Annotated in this window: 15 protein-coding genes; 14 read left to right on the top strand and 1 reads right to left on the bottom strand. The window is 72.2% G+C overall.

The features are described from left to right. The first annotated feature begins 80 nt into the window (after positions 1-80). Positions 81-1373, top strand: coding sequence for a peptidoglycan DD-metalloendopeptidase family protein (locus AC3IPY_RS15935; RefSeq protein WP_489185241.1), 1293 nt, complete (start codon positions 81-83; stop codon positions 1371-1373). Continuing rightward, a complete protein-coding gene (locus AC3IPY_RS15930; protein ID WP_489185240.1) occupies positions 1366-2706 on the top strand; it encodes a C40 family peptidase in 1341 nt (446 codons plus the stop codon). Before AC3IPY_RS15935 ends, AC3IPY_RS15930 begins: the two co-directional genes overlap by 8 nt. 170 nt (positions 2707-2876) lie before the next feature. Here the strand turns inward: AC3IPY_RS15930 and ppa are convergent, their stop codons facing one another. Then, positions 2877-3362: an inorganic diphosphatase gene (gene ppa, locus AC3IPY_RS15925; protein WP_067879181.1), complete on the bottom strand. Its 486-nt coding sequence runs from the start codon at positions 3360-3362 to the stop codon at positions 2877-2879. Positions 3363-3452: 90 nt separating this feature from the next. On the opposite strand from ppa, the gene tilS reads away from it, so the two are divergent. The 12 genes from tilS (at position 3453) to panC (ending at position 14245) form a co-directional block, all read left to right on the top strand. Then, entirely contained in the window at positions 3453-4553 is a 1101-nt protein-coding gene (gene tilS, locus AC3IPY_RS15920; protein WP_489185239.1) for a tRNA lysidine(34) synthetase TilS, read from the top strand. A 131-nt stretch (positions 4554-4684) separates the two neighbouring features. After that, positions 4685-5236, top strand: a complete 552-nt coding sequence (gene hpt / locus AC3IPY_RS15915; protein ID WP_489185238.1) for a hypoxanthine phosphoribosyltransferase — start codon at positions 4685-4687, stop codon at positions 5234-5236. A gap of 105 nt (positions 5237-5341) precedes the next feature. Continuing rightward, positions 5342-7360 carry an ATP-dependent zinc metalloprotease FtsH gene (gene ftsH, locus AC3IPY_RS15910; RefSeq protein ID WP_489185237.1) on the top strand — a complete coding sequence of 673 codons (2019 nt, stop codon included), beginning with the start codon at positions 5342-5344 and terminating at the stop codon, positions 7358-7360. A gap of 41 nt (positions 7361-7401) precedes the next feature. Further along, positions 7402-8082, top strand: a complete 681-nt coding sequence (gene folE, locus AC3IPY_RS15905) for a GTP cyclohydrolase I (protein ID WP_489185236.1) — start codon at positions 7402-7404, stop codon at positions 8080-8082. Continuing rightward, positions 8079-8897, top strand: coding sequence for a dihydropteroate synthase (gene folP / locus AC3IPY_RS15900; protein WP_489185235.1), 819 nt, complete (start codon positions 8079-8081; stop codon positions 8895-8897). Before folE ends, folP begins: the two co-directional genes overlap by 4 nt. Then, positions 8890-9273 carry a dihydroneopterin aldolase gene (gene folB, locus AC3IPY_RS15895; protein WP_489185234.1) on the top strand — a complete coding sequence of 128 codons (384 nt, stop codon included), beginning with the start codon at positions 8890-8892 and terminating at the stop codon, positions 9271-9273. The genes folP and folB overlap by 8 nt, the downstream gene beginning before the upstream one ends. Then, positions 9270-9758, top strand: coding sequence for a 2-amino-4-hydroxy-6-hydroxymethyldihydropteridine diphosphokinase (folK, locus tag AC3IPY_RS15890; RefSeq protein ID WP_489185233.1), 489 nt, complete (start codon positions 9270-9272; stop codon positions 9756-9758). The genes folB and folK overlap by 4 nt, the downstream gene beginning before the upstream one ends. Continuing rightward, positions 9755-10228, top strand: coding sequence for a DUF3180 domain-containing protein (locus AC3IPY_RS15885; protein ID WP_489185232.1), 474 nt, complete (start codon positions 9755-9757; stop codon positions 10226-10228). Before folK ends, AC3IPY_RS15885 begins: the two co-directional genes overlap by 4 nt. Then, positions 10221-10772, top strand: coding sequence for a PH domain-containing protein (locus AC3IPY_RS15880; RefSeq protein ID WP_489185231.1), 552 nt, complete (start codon positions 10221-10223; stop codon positions 10770-10772). Before AC3IPY_RS15885 ends, AC3IPY_RS15880 begins: the two co-directional genes overlap by 8 nt. Beyond that, complete coding sequence (locus tag AC3IPY_RS15875) at positions 10769-12616, top strand: PH domain-containing protein (RefSeq protein ID WP_489185230.1); 1848 nt, start codon at positions 10769-10771, stop codon at positions 12614-12616. The genes AC3IPY_RS15880 and AC3IPY_RS15875 overlap by 4 nt, the downstream gene beginning before the upstream one ends. Next, a complete protein-coding gene (locus tag AC3IPY_RS15870; protein WP_489185229.1) occupies positions 12609-13364 on the top strand; it encodes a Rossmann-like and DUF2520 domain-containing protein in 756 nt (251 codons plus the stop codon). Before AC3IPY_RS15875 ends, AC3IPY_RS15870 begins: the two co-directional genes overlap by 8 nt. After that, entirely contained in the window at positions 13361-14245 is an 885-nt protein-coding gene (gene panC, locus AC3IPY_RS15865; RefSeq protein WP_489185228.1) for a pantoate--beta-alanine ligase, read from the top strand. Before AC3IPY_RS15870 ends, panC begins: the two co-directional genes overlap by 4 nt. Positions 14246-14589: the final 344 nt, after the last annotated feature.

The raw sequence follows: 14589 nt of genomic DNA, 5'->3' as shown, positions 1-14589 counted from the left end.
GAACCCGCGCCTAGGGTGAGCCTGCCACCCTGCATGGAAGATCGAGGAGCACCGGGCCGAGCACGCCTGCACGAGGACTCATGACACGCACCACCACGCGCACATCGCCCGCCAGGACCCGACGCGTCATCGCGTCGCTGGCGGTGGTCGCCGTCGCGCTGTTCGGGGTCGTGCAGACCGGCAGTGCGCCGCAGGCGGCCTGGGCGGCCGACTATCCGACGTGGGACGAGCTGCAGGCGGCCAAGGCCAACACCGAGGCCGGCGCGGCGGCCGTGAAAGAGATCACGGGGCTCATCGCGCAGCTCGAGGACAACGTGGCCGCGACGCGCGCCGAGGCCGAGCGGCGCACCGACGAGCTCATGGTCGCGCAGCAGGAGTACGACGACGCCGTGCTGCGTGCGGACCAGATCCAGGCGCAGGCCGATGCCGCCGCCGCCGAGGCCACGGCCGCCGAAGAGAACGCCGGGCAGGTTGCCGCGCAGCTCTACCGCTCTGGCACGGCCGACGTCGGCGTCAACCTGTTCCTCGACGCGGGCGATACGGCGTCGACCGAGGCGCTGCTCGGCAAGCTCGGCAACATGGAGAAGATGGTCGAGCGCACCTCGGCCATCTACGACGAGGCCAGCCAGAAGGCCAATGCGGCGACCGCGCTCGCGGGCCAGGCCGAGGTCGCCAGGGGCGAACGCGAACGGCTCCGCATCGCGGCCGAGGAGGCGCTCGTCGCGGCGCAGGAGGCGCAAGCGGCCGCGGAGGCGGCGCTCGCCGAGTCGCAGGCGAAGAAGATCGAGCTCGACCAGCAGCTGAAGTTCCTCAAGGACACCGAGGCCAAGACGACCGCGGCCTACGAGGAGGGCGAGCGCAAGCGCAAGGAAGAGGAGGAGCGCCGCCGCAAGGAGGAGGAGCGCCGCCGTCAAGAGGCGCTGAGCCAGGGCTCTCCCGGAACGATCGCGAGCTCGGGCTGGGCGCTGCCCGCCTGGGGCTACATCACGGGTGATTTCGGCCCGCGCGCGTCGATCTGCACCTCGGGCGGCTGCTCGAACAGCTTCCACTACGCGGTCGACCTCGGCACCGGTTGCGACGCCCCGATCTTCGCGGCGAACAGCGGCGTCGTGCGCTACGCCGGCTGGTCGGGCACCTACGGCAACTACGTGCAGATCGACCACGGCGGCGGTGTCTGGACGGGCTACGCGCACATCCGCGACGGCGGCACGTTCGTCGGCACCGGCCAGTGGGTCGAGGCGGGCCAGAACATCGCCGCGAGCGGCACGACCGGCGCCTCCACGGGCTGCCACCTGCATTTCGAGGTCTTCATCGGGGGTGGACGCATCGATCCGATCCCCTTCATGGCGGAACGGGGAGTGAACCTTGGTTGACAATCGCACCAGGCCGCTGTCGCGCGTGAAGCCCGCGACCGTGTTCTCCACGGTCGCGATCGGCGCGGTCACGGCATCCGTCGTCGCGGCGGGCGGGCCGGCCATGGCCGATCCCGACTACCCGTCGTGGAGCGACATCGAACAGGCCAAGCAGAACGAGCAGACCAAGCAGGCCGAGATCGATCGGGTCGGCCAACTGCTCGCGGGGCTCCAGACGGCAGCGGATGCCGCGGCCGAGGCCTCCATGCGCGCCGATGAGGCCTGGCGGGTCGCCGTCGACGAACGCGACAAGGCCGCCGAGCGCGAGCAGCGCCTCGGCAAGCAGGCCGACGAAGCGGATGCGGTCGCCGAGATCTCGAAGATGCGCGCGGGACTGCTCGCCGCGCACCTCGCGAAGACGGCGGGCAACGACCTCTCGGCCGAGCTCGTCTTCTCGGGCGAGAAGGCGACCGGGCTGCTGCAGCAGCTCGGCATGGCCGACCGCCTCGGCGCGCAGGCGAACGAGGTCTACGAGCAGGCGACGGCCGACCGCAACACGGCCGAGTCGCTGCGCGAGCAGGCGGCGGATGCCGCAGCCGAACGTGATCGTCTCGCGGCGCTCGCCCAGACCCGTGCCGACGAGGCCGCCACGGCCGCCGCCGCCGCGAACGCGGCTGTGGCGACCCAGCAGCAGCGGTCGGAGGAGCTCTACGCGCAGCTCGCGAGCCTGCAGGGCACGACGGCGAAGCTCGAGCGCGAACGTGCAGAGGGGCAGGCCCGCGAGGCCGCCGAGGCGGCGGCCGCGGCGCGTGCGGCAGCCGAGGCGGCAGCGGCTGCCGCGGCAGCGGAGGCCGCGGCGGCCGCCGAGAACGAGAGCAATGGCGGCGGCGGGTCTGACTCCGGCGGCTCGGGCGGAGGCGACGGCGGTGGCGGCGGAGGCGGCGGCACGCCCGCGCCCCCGCCCGCCCCCGCACCGCCGAACGCGGGCGCCGTGGAGGCCGCGATCTGGTTCGCGAGCCAGCAGCTCGGCGAGCCCTACGTGCTCGGCGGCGCCGGCCCCGACGTCTGGGACTGCTCGGGCCTGACGCAGGCGGCCTACGGCTACGCGGGCATCGGCATCGGCACCCATTCGGCGACGAACCAGTACTACACGCTCGCCGCGCGCGGCAAGGCGGTGCCGCTCTCGCAGATCCAGCGCGGCGACCTGCTCTTCTGGGGCGGTGGCGGCGACTACTACCACGTGGCCCTCTACCTCGGCGGCGGGCGCATCCTCGAGGCGCCGCGCGAGGGCGTGCCCGTGCGCGACTACTTCATCTGGGGTTCGCCCGCGGCGGCCGCCCGGCCCGCCGGCTGAGCCGTCGGTCGAGTGGCGACGCGTATCGAGACCCCGCGCTGACGTTCGCGGGTGTCGATACGGCGCTGGCGCGCCTGCTCGACCGGCGGGCACGCGAAAGGGGCGAGCCGCACGGCCCGCCCCTTCGGCAGAAGCGGATGCCCGCGGCATCCGCTCGGTTCATGCCCCGATCAGTGACCCGGGAACGCCTCGATGCCGGCCTGGATGATCGCCTCGGCCTCTGCGGCGTCGCCCCAGCCCTCGGTCTTGACCCACTTGCCGGGCTCGAGGTCCTTGTAGTGCTCGAAGAAGTGCTCGATCTCCTTGCGCGTGAACTCGGGGATCGAGTCGACGTCTTGGATGTGGTTCCAGCGGGGGTCGCCCGCGGGCACCGCGATGACCTTGGCATCGCTGCCGCCGTCGTCGGTCATGTTGAAGACGCCGACCGGGCGCACCTTGACGCCCACGCCCGGGTAGAGCGGGTAGTCGAGCAGCACGAGCACGTCGACGGGGTCGCCGTCGAGGCCGAGGGTGTTCTCGAAGTAGCCGTAGTCGGTCGGGTACACGAAGGTCGTGTAGAGCACGCGGTCGAGGAACACCCGGCCCGTCTCGTGGTCGACCTCGAACTTGTTGCGGCTCCCCTTGGGGATCTCGATGACGGCGGCGTACTCGCCCATGTGGGTTCTCCTTGGTTGTGGAAGCACGGTCTGAAGCGTGCGCCGGCACGGGCCTCTGCCCTGTCGCGATCGGCGGAATAAGGTTACTTGATGCCCTCTGCAACCGAACCCGACGAGTCGACGGATGCCGCGACCGAGCCTTCGGGCGCCGTCGGCGCCGAGGCATCCGGAGCCCGTCGCCCGCGGTTGACCCCGGCGATCGCCGACGTGCGCCGAGCCGTGCGGGCGGTGCTGCCCGCCCCATCCGGCGACGTCGCGCCGCTCGTGCTCGTGGCGCTGTCGGGCGGAGGGGATTCGCTCGCGCTCGCCGCGGCCACGGCGTTCGAGGCGCCGAGGGCGGGGCTGCGCGCCGGCGCCGTGATCGTCGACCACGGCCTGCAGGCCGGCTCGGCCGAGGTCGCCGAGCGCGCGGCCGCCCAGGCGCGCGGGCTCGGGCTCGACCCCGTGCTGGTGCGCCGCGTCGAGGTCGCGGGCGAGGGCGGCCCCGAGGCATCCGCTCGGCAGGCCAGGTACGCCGCGCTCGACGAGGCTGCGCGGGCGACGGATGCCTCGTGCGTGCTGCTCGGGCACACGCTCGACGATCAGGCCGAGACGGTGCTGCTCGGGCTCGCCCGCGGCTCGGGGGCGGCGAGCCTCTCGGGCATGCCGGCGCGCTCGGGGCGCTACGCGCGGCCGCTGCTCGGCATCCGTCGCGCCACGACCAGGCAGGCCTGCCTCGATGCCGGACTGGAGCCGTGGGACGACCCGCACAACGCCGACCCCTCCTATGCGCGCGTGCGCGTGCGCGAGCGGGTGCTCCCGGTGCTCGAGGCCGAGCTCGGTCCGGGCATCGCCGAGGCGCTCGTGCGCACGGCCGAGCAGCTGCGCGAAGACGACGACGCGTTCGAGGCGCAGATCGAGGAGTTCATCGAGGAGATCTGCGAGCCGGCCGAGGCGGGCATCGCGATCTCGGTCGGCGCGCTCGCGGCGAACCCGGCGGCGCTGCGGCAACGCATCATCCGGCATGTCGTGGGCAGCGAGTTCGGCGTCTCGCTGTCGCGCGTGCAGACGCTCGAGGTCGCGCGCCTCGTGACCGACTGGCACGGCCAGGGCCCGCTCGAGCTGCCCGACGGGGTGCGGGTCACGCGGTCCGGGCGGCACGTCGTGTTCTCCACGACGGGATCGACCGAGGTGCTGCCGCACGACCACTGACGGGCAGCTGCGGGTCTCGATGCGCTCGCTTCGCTCGCGGCTCGACCGGCGGAGGCGATTAGGCTCGTGGCATCCGTTCGCCGCGCACCCACGGCCGACGTGCCCCGATCGCACCCACAGGAGGAGCAGCCATGTACGCGAACGAGATCGAAGCCGACCTCACCGAAGTGCTCGTCACCGAGGCCGAGATCCACGCGAAGCTCGCCGAACTCGCGCGTCGCATCGAGGCCGACTACGACGGGAAGGACCTGCTGCTCGTCGGCGTGCTGAAGGGCGCCGTCATGGTCATGGCCGACCTCGCACGCGAACTCCGCTCGCACATCAGCATGGACTGGATGGCCGTCTCGAGCTACGGCGCCGGCACGAAGTCCTCTGGCGTCGTGAAGATCCTGAAGGACCTCGACACCGACCTCACCGGTCGGCACGTGCTCATCGCCGAAGACATCATCGACTCCGGCCTCACCCTGTCGTGGCTGCTCGAGAACCTCGAGTCCCGCGGCGCGGCATCCGTCGAGATCTGCGCGCTGCTGCGCAAGCCCGACGCCGCGAAGGTCGACGTCGAGGTCAAGTACCTCGGGTTCGACATCCCGAACCAGTTCGTCGTCGGCTACGGCCTCGACTTCGCCGAGCGCTACCGCAACCTCCGCGACGTCGCGATCCTCGCACCGCACGTCTACTCCTGAGCCCGGGCGTCCGACCTGGGCGCCTGGCCTCCGGCGGGCGCGGTCGTCGGCCCACAGCGAACATTCGGCTGACGGTCGGCGGGCGCGGGGTAGCCTGTCAACACCATGAACATGAAGAAGATCCTGCGCGGGCCGATCATCTACATCCTGCTGGCGATCGTCGCCGTCTGGATCGGATCGAGCCTGATCACCGCCTCCGGTTTCAAGGAGGTGTCGACGCAGCAGGGTCTCGAGTTCCTGCAGGACGGCAAGGTGTCCGAGGCGAAGATCGTCGACGGCGAGAACCGCGTCGACCTCACCCTCACCAAGGCCGACGAGGAGTTCGGCGAGCAGGTGCAGTTCTACTACGTGACGCCCCGCGGCGCCGACGTGGTCGCCGCGGTCGACGAGGCGAACCCGAAGAACGGCTACAACGACGAGGTGCCCCAGCCCAACTGGTTCCTCTCGATGCTCGGCATCCTCCTGCCGCTCGTGCTCATCGGCCTCTTCTTCTGGATCATGCTCTCTGGCATGCAGGGCGGCGGCAACAAGGTCATGCAGTTCGGCAAGTCCAAGGCGAAGCTCGTCACGAAGGAGAGCCCCAAGGTCACCTTCGACGACGTCGCCGGATCCAACGAGGCGATCGAAGAGCTCGAAGAGATCAAGGACTTCCTCAAGGAGCCCGCGAAGTTCCAGGCGGTCGGCGCGCGCATCCCCAAGGGCGTGCTGCTCTACGGCCCTCCCGGCACCGGCAAGACCCTGCTCGCCCGCGCCGTCGCGGGTGAGGCCGGCGTGCCGTTCTACTCGATCTCGGGTTCCGACTTCGTCGAGATGTTCGTCGGCGTCGGCGCATCCCGCGTGCGCGACCTGTTCGACCAGGCCAAGCAGAACGCGCCCGCCATCATCTTCATCGACGAGATCGACGCCGTCGGCCGCCACCGCGGTGCCGGCATGGGCGGCGGCCACGACGAGCGCGAGCAGACGCTGAACCAGCTCCTCGTCGAGATGGACGGCTTCGACCCCAAGACGAACGTCATCCTCATCGCGGCGACCAACCGCCCCGACATCCTCGACCCCGCACTGCTGCGACCCGGTCGCTTCGACCGCCAGATCGGCGTCGACGCGCCCGACCTCAAGGGCCGCCAGCGCATCCTCGAGGTGCACGCCAAGGGCAAGCCGCTCGCCAACGGCGTCGACCTCGAGGTGCTCGCCCGCAAGACGCCCGGCTTCACCGGCGCCGACCTGGCGAACGTGCTCAACGAGGCCGCGCTGCTGACCGCGCGCAGCAATGCCCAGCTCATCGACAACCGCGCCCTCGACGAGGCGGTCGACCGCGTCATCGCCGGTCCGCAGCGTCGCAGCCGCGTCATGAAAGACAAGGAGAAGCTCATCACGGCCTACCACGAGGGCGGACACGCACTCGCGGCGGCGGCGATGAACTACACCGACCCCGTCACGAAGATCACGATCCTCCCGCGCGGCCGGGCACTCGGCTACACGATGGTCATGCCGCTCGAAGACAAGTACTCGATCAGCCGCAACGAGCTGCTCGACCAGCTCACCTACGCCATGGGCGGCCGCGTGGCCGAAGAGATCGTGTTCCACGACCCCTCGACCGGCGCCTCGAACGACATCGAGAAGGCCACGTCGACGGCGCGAAAGATGGTCACCGAATACGGCATGAGCGCCACGGTCGGCGCGGTCAAGCTCGGCCAGGCGCAGGGCGAGGTCTTCCTCGGTCGTGACATGGGCCACCAGCGCGACTACTCCGAAGAGATCGCGATGCGCGTCGACGGCGAGGTGCGCACGCTCATCGAGCAGGCGCACGACGAGGCCTGGCAGGTGCTCAACGACAACCGCGACATCCTCGACCGCCTCGCGGCCGAGCTCCTCGAGCACGAGACGCTGGACCACCACCAGATCGCCGAGATCTTCACCGACGTGAAGAAGCTGCCCGAGCGCCCGCTGTGGCTCTCGAGCGACAAGCGGCCCGTCTCCGACATCCCGCCGATCTCGTTCCCCGCCGACAAGATGCCGATCGATCCCGGAGCGGTCGACGGCGGCATCGACTCGAGCGACGAGCCGGTCGAGGAGCCCGCGGCGAAGCGAGCACCCCGACAGAACCCGCGCCCGGCGACGGCGTAACCCGCCGCCGGCGCCCCACCGCCGACCTGAGAGGGCCCGCCATGGCCGGTGTCGACACCGAACGCATCGAACGCGCCGTGCACGAGATCCTCCTCGCGATCGGTGAGGATCCCGAGCGCGCGGGGCTGCGGCGCACCCCGCAGCGCGTGGCCGAGGCCTACGCCGACTTCTTCGGGGGCCTCGCCGTCGACCCGCTGAGCCACCTGGCCGACGCGGTGCCGATCGGGGCGTCCGAGGCCGGCGTGCCCGCGACATCCGACGCCGTGGTGCTGCGCGACCTCGCGTTCCGTTCGGTGTGCGAGCATCACCTGCTGCCGTTCGTCGGCACCGCCCACGTCGCCTACCTCCCCGGCGACCGGGTCGTGGGGCTCGGGCGCATCCCGGCCGTGGTCGACACGCTCGCCGCCCGTCCGCAGCTGCAGGAGCGCCTAGCCGAAGAGATCGCCGACGCGCTCGAGGCGGGGCTCGACCCCAAGGGCGTGCTCGTCGTGCTCGACGCGCAGCACCGCTGCGTGACCACGCGCGGCTCGAGGCAGGAGCGCAGCTCGACCATCACGATCGTGGGCCGCGGCGCCCTGTCCGAGCCCGCGGCGCGGGCGGAGATCATCGCGCTCATCGGCGGCCGTGCGGCGACCGCCCCCGCCGCGGGGGCCACCGGCGCCGGGGCATCCGACCCCGGGGCAGGCGCCCCCGCAACCTCCGACACGAACGGCCCGGCATGAGTGTCGCCCGGTCGACGCTCGTCATGGGCGTCATCAACGTGACGCCCGACTCGTTCAGCGACGGCGGCGAGTGGTTCGACGCCGAGAGCGCCATCGCGCACGGACTCGACCTGGTCGCGGCGGGCGCCGACATCCTCGACGTCGGCGGCGAGTCCACGCGCCCGGGCGCCGCACGCGTGGAATCGGCCGAAGAGCTGCGACGCGTCGTGCCCGTGGTGCGCGAGCTCGCGGCGCGCGGCATCCGGGTGAGCGTCGACACCATGCGTGCCGCGACGGCCCGCGCCGCCGTCGAGGCCGGCGCCGAGATCGTCAACGACGTCTCGGCCGGGCTCGCCGATGCGGCGATGGTGCCGACGGTCGCCGAGACGGGCGCGAGGTACGTCGCGATGCACTGGCGCGGGCATTCCGACCGCATGGACTCGCTGACCGAGTACGCCGACGTCGCGGCCGACGTGCGCGATGAGCTCGCCGCGCGCGTCGACGTGCTCACCGCGGCCGGTGTGGAGCCCGAGCGCATCATCCTCGACCCGGGCCTCGGCTTCTCCAAGACCGGCGAGCAGAACTGGCAGGTGCTGGGTCGGCTCGACGTGCTCGGCGAGCTCGGGCTCCCCATCCTCATCGGCGCCTCGCGCAAGCGGTTCATCGGGTCGCTGCTGCCCGAGGGCGCGGCCATGGCCGAGCGCGACCTGCCCACGGCGGTCGTCAGCGCGCTCTCGGCGCAGGCCGGCGCCTGGGGCGTCCGGGTGCACGACGTGCAGGCCACGCGCCGCGCGCTCGACGTCGTCGGAGCGTGGCAGAGTGGAAGTCGTGGCTGAACAGCGCAATCTCCCGGGTGATCGCATCACCCTGACCGGGCTCAGGGTCCAGGCCAATCACGGCGTCTTCGACTTCGAGCGCGAGCAGGGTCAAGAGTTCGTGATCGACGTCTCGGTCGTCGTCGACCTCCGCGCCGCGGCATCCGCCGACGATCTCGCGCAGACCGTGCACTACGGCGAGCTCGCCGAGGCCGTGGTCGCGGCCGTCGAGCGCGACCCCGTCGACCTCATCGAGACCGTCGCCGAGCGGGTCGCCGAGGTCGCCCTCGCGTTCCCGGCGGCCATCGAGGTCGCCGTCACGGTGCACAAGCCGCAGGCGCCCATCACGGTGCCCTTCGCGGATGTCACGGTGTCGATCGTGCGGGGGCGCGCATGAGTCGCGCCGTCATCGCGTTCGGAGCGAACCTCGGCGATCGCGAGGCGAACATCGCCGGCGCCCTGCGCGAGCTCGCCGAGCTCGAGGGCGTCGAGCTGGTCGCGATCTCGCCGATCTACGAGACGCCCGCGCTCACCGACGGGGGCATCGACCACGACGCGCCGGGCTACCTCAACGGCGTCGTCGTGCTCGAGACCACCATGCACACGCCGCACGAGCTGCTCGCCGAACTGCACGACATCGAGGCGGTGCACGGCCGGCAGCGGCTCGCGCACTGGGGCGATCGCACGCTCGACCTCGACCTCATCGACGTCGACGGGCTCGTCATCGACGACACCGGCCTGCAGCTGCCGCACCCGCGCGCCTGGCAGCGCGCCTTCGTGCTGCAGCCCTGGCTCGACATCGACCCCGAGGCCGTGATCCCCGGCCGCGGCCGCGTCGCCGACCTCCGCGCCCAGGTGCACGACGAGGTGACCCGCCGATGAGGCGCACCCATCCGAGCGCCGTGGTGTTCGCCGTCATCGCGGGCGCCGCCGCCGGCTACCTCATCGACCTCGCCATCGTGTCGTCGGGCGGCAAGGCCATCGTGCCGCCCATCTCCCTTTCGATCACCCTCGTCGGCGTCGCGGCCATCATCGTGGCGCTCGCCTGGCCCATCCGCCGCGCGGTCAAGCAGCACGCGACCAAGCACCTCGATCCGTTCCGAGCCATGCGCATCGCCGTGCTCGCCAAGGCCAGCAGCCTGAGCGGGGCCGTGGTGCTCGGCTTCGGGCTCGGCATCACGGCCTTCCTGCTCACGCGCACGGTGCTGCCGCCCGCCTCGACCGTGTGGCTCGCCGTGGCGACCGCCATCGGCGCGGCACTGCTGCTCGTCGGCGGCCTGCTCGCCGAGCACTTCTGCACGCTCCCGCCCGACGACCCCGATGCCGAGAAGGAAGAGCACGCGCATGCCTGAGCCCGAGGCGCCGACGCCCGACTCCCACACGCCCGTCTCCACGACGCCGACCGAGCCCGAGGCGCCGGTCGAGGCATCCGTCGACGAAGCATGGCGGCGGGTCTCGCCGAAGTACGTCATCGTCGAGGTGGTGGGCTCGCTCGTCGGCACGGTGATCTTCGTCGGGGCGCTGCTGGCGGCCCACTTCCTGCTCGACTGGTGGTGGGCGCTGTGGGCCGCGATCGCGATCGGCGTCATCTCGCTCGTCACGATCGCGTTCGAGCCGCGCCGGGTGCGTTCGATCGCCTACCGCCTGCGCGACGACGACCTGCTGTTCCGTCGCGGCATCATGTTCCAGCGACAGGTCGCGGTGCCCTACGGGCGCATGCAGCTCGTCGACATCACGCGCGGGCCGGTCGCCAGGGCGCTCGGGCTCGCCGACCTGAAGTTCGTCACGGCTGCGGCCGCGACGGCGGTCTCGGTGCCCGGCCTCCCCATCGACGACGCCGAGCGCCTGCGCGACGAACTCGTGGCCCTGGCCGAGTCCCGACGGGCGGGCCTGTGACCGCTCCGGTCGCCCCGAAGCCGGTCACCGCGCTCGCCGACGGCGAGTGGCACCGGCTCCATCCCGCGAGCCCGCTCCTGCGCGGCGGCCTCGTGTTCCTCGCCGTGCTCGGATTCATCATCGCGAACCTGCGCGAGCGCATCGTCGACATGTTCGTCGTCGTCTTCGTGCCCGACATGGGCGACGAGCTCGGCAGCGGGTACGGCGATTGGCAGAATGACTGGGCCAACGACCCGGTCGGCGCGATCGTCGTCAACGGGCAGGTCGGCTGGGCGCTGCTCGCGGTCGCGGCCGTCGTCATCGCCGTGATCGTCGCGTTCTGGCTCTCGTGGCGCATGCACACGTTCCGCATCACGAACGAGGCCGTCGAGGTGCGCAGCGGCATCCTCTTCCGTTCGCATCGCTCGGCACGGCTCGACCGCGTGCAGGGCGTCAACCTCGCCCGGCCCCTGTTCGCGCGTCTGTTCGGCACCGCGAAGCTCGACGTGTCGGTCGCGGGCCAGTCGGGCAACGTGCAGCTCTCCTACCTCGGCTCGGCGCTCGCCGACGGCCTGCGCGCCGACATCCTGCGGTTGGCCTCCGGCGCGCGCGCCGAGCGATCGAAGACGGCCACGCAGGGCGGGCCGGGCGCCTCGGCAACGGATGCGTCGACGGATGCCCCGATCGCGACGGATGCCACGACGACGACCGATGCCGCGGGCACGACGTCGGCCGCGGCATCCGCCCATGGTCCGGTGTCGGCGGTCATCGGCCGCAGGGTCGACGAGTTCCTCGCACCCGAGCTGGATCCCTCGCTCGCGCCGCCCGAATCGGTCGTGCACCTCTCGGTGGGGCGGGTGATCGCCTCGACGCTGCTCGGCGGAACGACCATCGCGATCCTCGTCTTCGTCGCCGTCATCGTGGTCGGCATCGCGAACGGGCAGACCTGGGTGATCTTCTCGTTCATCCCGGCCGTCATCGGTCTCGTCGGCTACCTGTGGTCGCGCATCACGAAGTCACTGCGGTACTCGATCGCGGGCACGCCCGACGGCGTGCGCATCGGCTACGGGCTGCTGTCGACGGCGAACCAGACGATCCCGCCGGGGCGTGTGCACGCGGTCTCGGTGACCCAGTGGATCCTCTGGCGCCCGTTCGGCTGGTGGAGCATCAAGGTCAACCTCGCGGGCCAGTCGGTCAGCGCGTCGAGCGAGCAGAACCAGCGCACGATCGTGCTCCCCGTTGGATCCGCCGCCGACGTCGGGCGCGTGCTCGCCCTGCTGCTGCCCGAGGCCGCCGTCGCGGTCGAGCCGCTGGTCGCCGCAGGCCTCACCGGTCGCGGGGCCGGCGCCGGATTCACGGGCACGCCTCGCCGGGCCGCCTGGCTGCGGCCGTTCTCGTGGCGGCGCATCGGGTGGGCGGCCGACGCCGGCGTCGCGCTGTTCCGCACGGGTGCGCTCACGCGCTCGCTCGTGCTCATGCCGCTCGCGCGCATGCAGTCGGTCGCACTGTCACGCGGCCCGGTCGGGCGCCTGCTCGACCTGTCGTCCGTGCGCGTGCACACCGTCGCCGGGCCCGTGCAGGTCGCGATCCCCGTCGCCCCGAGCGCCGAGGCGCGCGAGCTGTTCGAGCGGCTCGCCGTCGACGCCGTGACCTGGGCGGCCTCCGACGAGAGCCATCACTGGGGCGCGGTGCCGTCGCGGGACGCCGGGGCGCCGGCTGCGGCGCCGCTCGCGCAGGCGTCGGCGTTGGACGCGCCAGCATTGAACGCACCGGCGTCCGACGGGGTGGCCGGCCCCGAGGCATCCGGGCCCGGCCCGGCCGGCCCCGAGGCATCCGTTCGACCGACGGAGGCCCCGCATGACTGAGCGGCCCGGGCGTCTCGGCGTCGGCACGATCGGCGCAGGTCGGGTCGGGGCCGTGCTCGCCTCGGCGCTCGCCGGAGCCGGGCACGGGCTCACGGGCATCGCCGCGGTCTCAGAGGCGAGCCGCGAGCGCGCGGCGGCCATGCTGCCGTCGGTGCCGGTGCTGACCGTTCCGCAGATCGTCGAGCGCAGCGAACTCGTGCTGCTCGCCGTGCCCGAGCACGAACTTGCGGCCCTCGTCGCCGGCCTCGCCGAGGCGGGCGTCTGGCAGCCGGGCCAGCTCGTGCTGCACACGAACGCCCGGCACGGCACGTCCGTGCTCGACCCCGCCCGCCGTGCGGGCGCCATCCCGCTCGCGGTGCACCCCGCCATGACGTTCACGGGCACGAGCATCGACCTCGCCCGGCTGCCAGGAACCTGGTTCGCGGTCACCGCGCCGGGGCCGGTGCTGCCCATCGGGCAGGCGCTCGTCGTCGAGATGGGCGGCGAGCCGTTCGTCGTCGCCGAGGCCGACCGTGCCGCCTACGGCGAGGCGATCGACACGGCCGTCTCGTTCTCGAGCGCGATCGTCGATCAGGCGAGCGGACTCCTCGACGGCATCGGGGTGACGCGCCCGGGCGCGGTGCTCGCGCCGCTCGTGCGCAGCGCCGTCGAGAACTCGCTCGCCCGCCACGACCCGGGGCCGCGCCTCGACGGGGCGAGTACGATCGACGAGGCCGACGACGATCGGCCGCTGGGAGGTGCCACGTGACCGAGGTGGCGACGAGCGACGTGGCGACGAGCGTGCGCACGGTGAACACCATCGCCGACCTGCGCAGCGCGCTCGACGAGCGACGCCGGGCGGGGGCATCCGTCGCCCTCGTGCCGACCATGGGCGCACTGCACGAGGGCCATCTCGCGCTCGTGCGGCGGGCGCGCGAACTGGCCGACGTGGTCGTCGTGTCGATCTTCGTGAACCCCCTGCAATTCGGTCCGAGTGAAGACCTCGACCGCTACCCCCGAACCCTCGAGGCGGATGTCGCGGCGCTCGCCGGACTCGGCGTCGAGTTCGTGTTCGCCCCGACCGTCGCCGAGATGTATCCGGGTGGGCCGAGCTCCACGCGGGTCTCCGCCGGATCCGTCGGAGCGCTCTACGAGGGCGCCTCGCGGCCGGGGCATTTCGACGGCATGCTCACGGTCGTCGCGAAGCTCTTCTCGATCGCGCAGCCCGATGTCGTGGTGTTCGGGCAGAAGGACGCCCAGCAGGTGTTCCTCGTGCGCCGCATGGTGCGCGACCTCGACCTTCGCCTCGAGGTCGAGGTGGTGCCGACCGTGCGCGAAGACGACGGGCTCGCGCTCTCGAGCCGCAACCGGTTCCTCGACGAGGGAGACCGCACGGCGGCGCTCGTGCTCTCCGAGGCGCTCGCCGCGGCCGCCGATTCCGCCGACGAGGGCGTCGACGAGGCGCTCGCCGAGGCCGTCGCCGCGTTCGGCGACCACGACGGCGTCGAGCTCGACTACTTCGTCATCGTCGACCCCGACACGTTCCTCCCCGTCGCCGCCGACGCGACCGGACCCGCGCTCGCCCTCGTCGCCGCGAAGGTCGGCGCGACGCGCCTCATCGACAACCGCGCCGTCACGCTCGCGCCGTAGCGCCGGCCTCGGGCCGGTCTCGGGTGTGGCGTCTTCTCGCCTGCCTTCGCAGGCCTGGCCGCGGCGGGATGAGAGACTCCCCGACGAATCCGCTAGCGGGGTGCCGGAGTACCGAATGCATTCGGAGACGGACACCCTCGGCGTGGCCTGCTTGCCGCGTGCCACCCCGGGGGAGGACGTCCGCGATGCGGTGCCAAAGTGCCAAAGTGTCGGGTTCGTTTGGGGGTGCTGGCCGGCCAAGCGGTGCCAGAGTGCCGAGGTGCCGGAGTGTCGGGTTCGTTTGGGGGTGCTGGCCGGCCAAGCGGTGCCTGAGTGCCGAGGTGCCGGAGTGTCGGGTTTGTTTG

It is taken from the genome of Agromyces sp. GL_144 (assembly GCF_057834305.1).
This window is presented reverse-complemented; position numbering and strand designations above follow the sequence as displayed.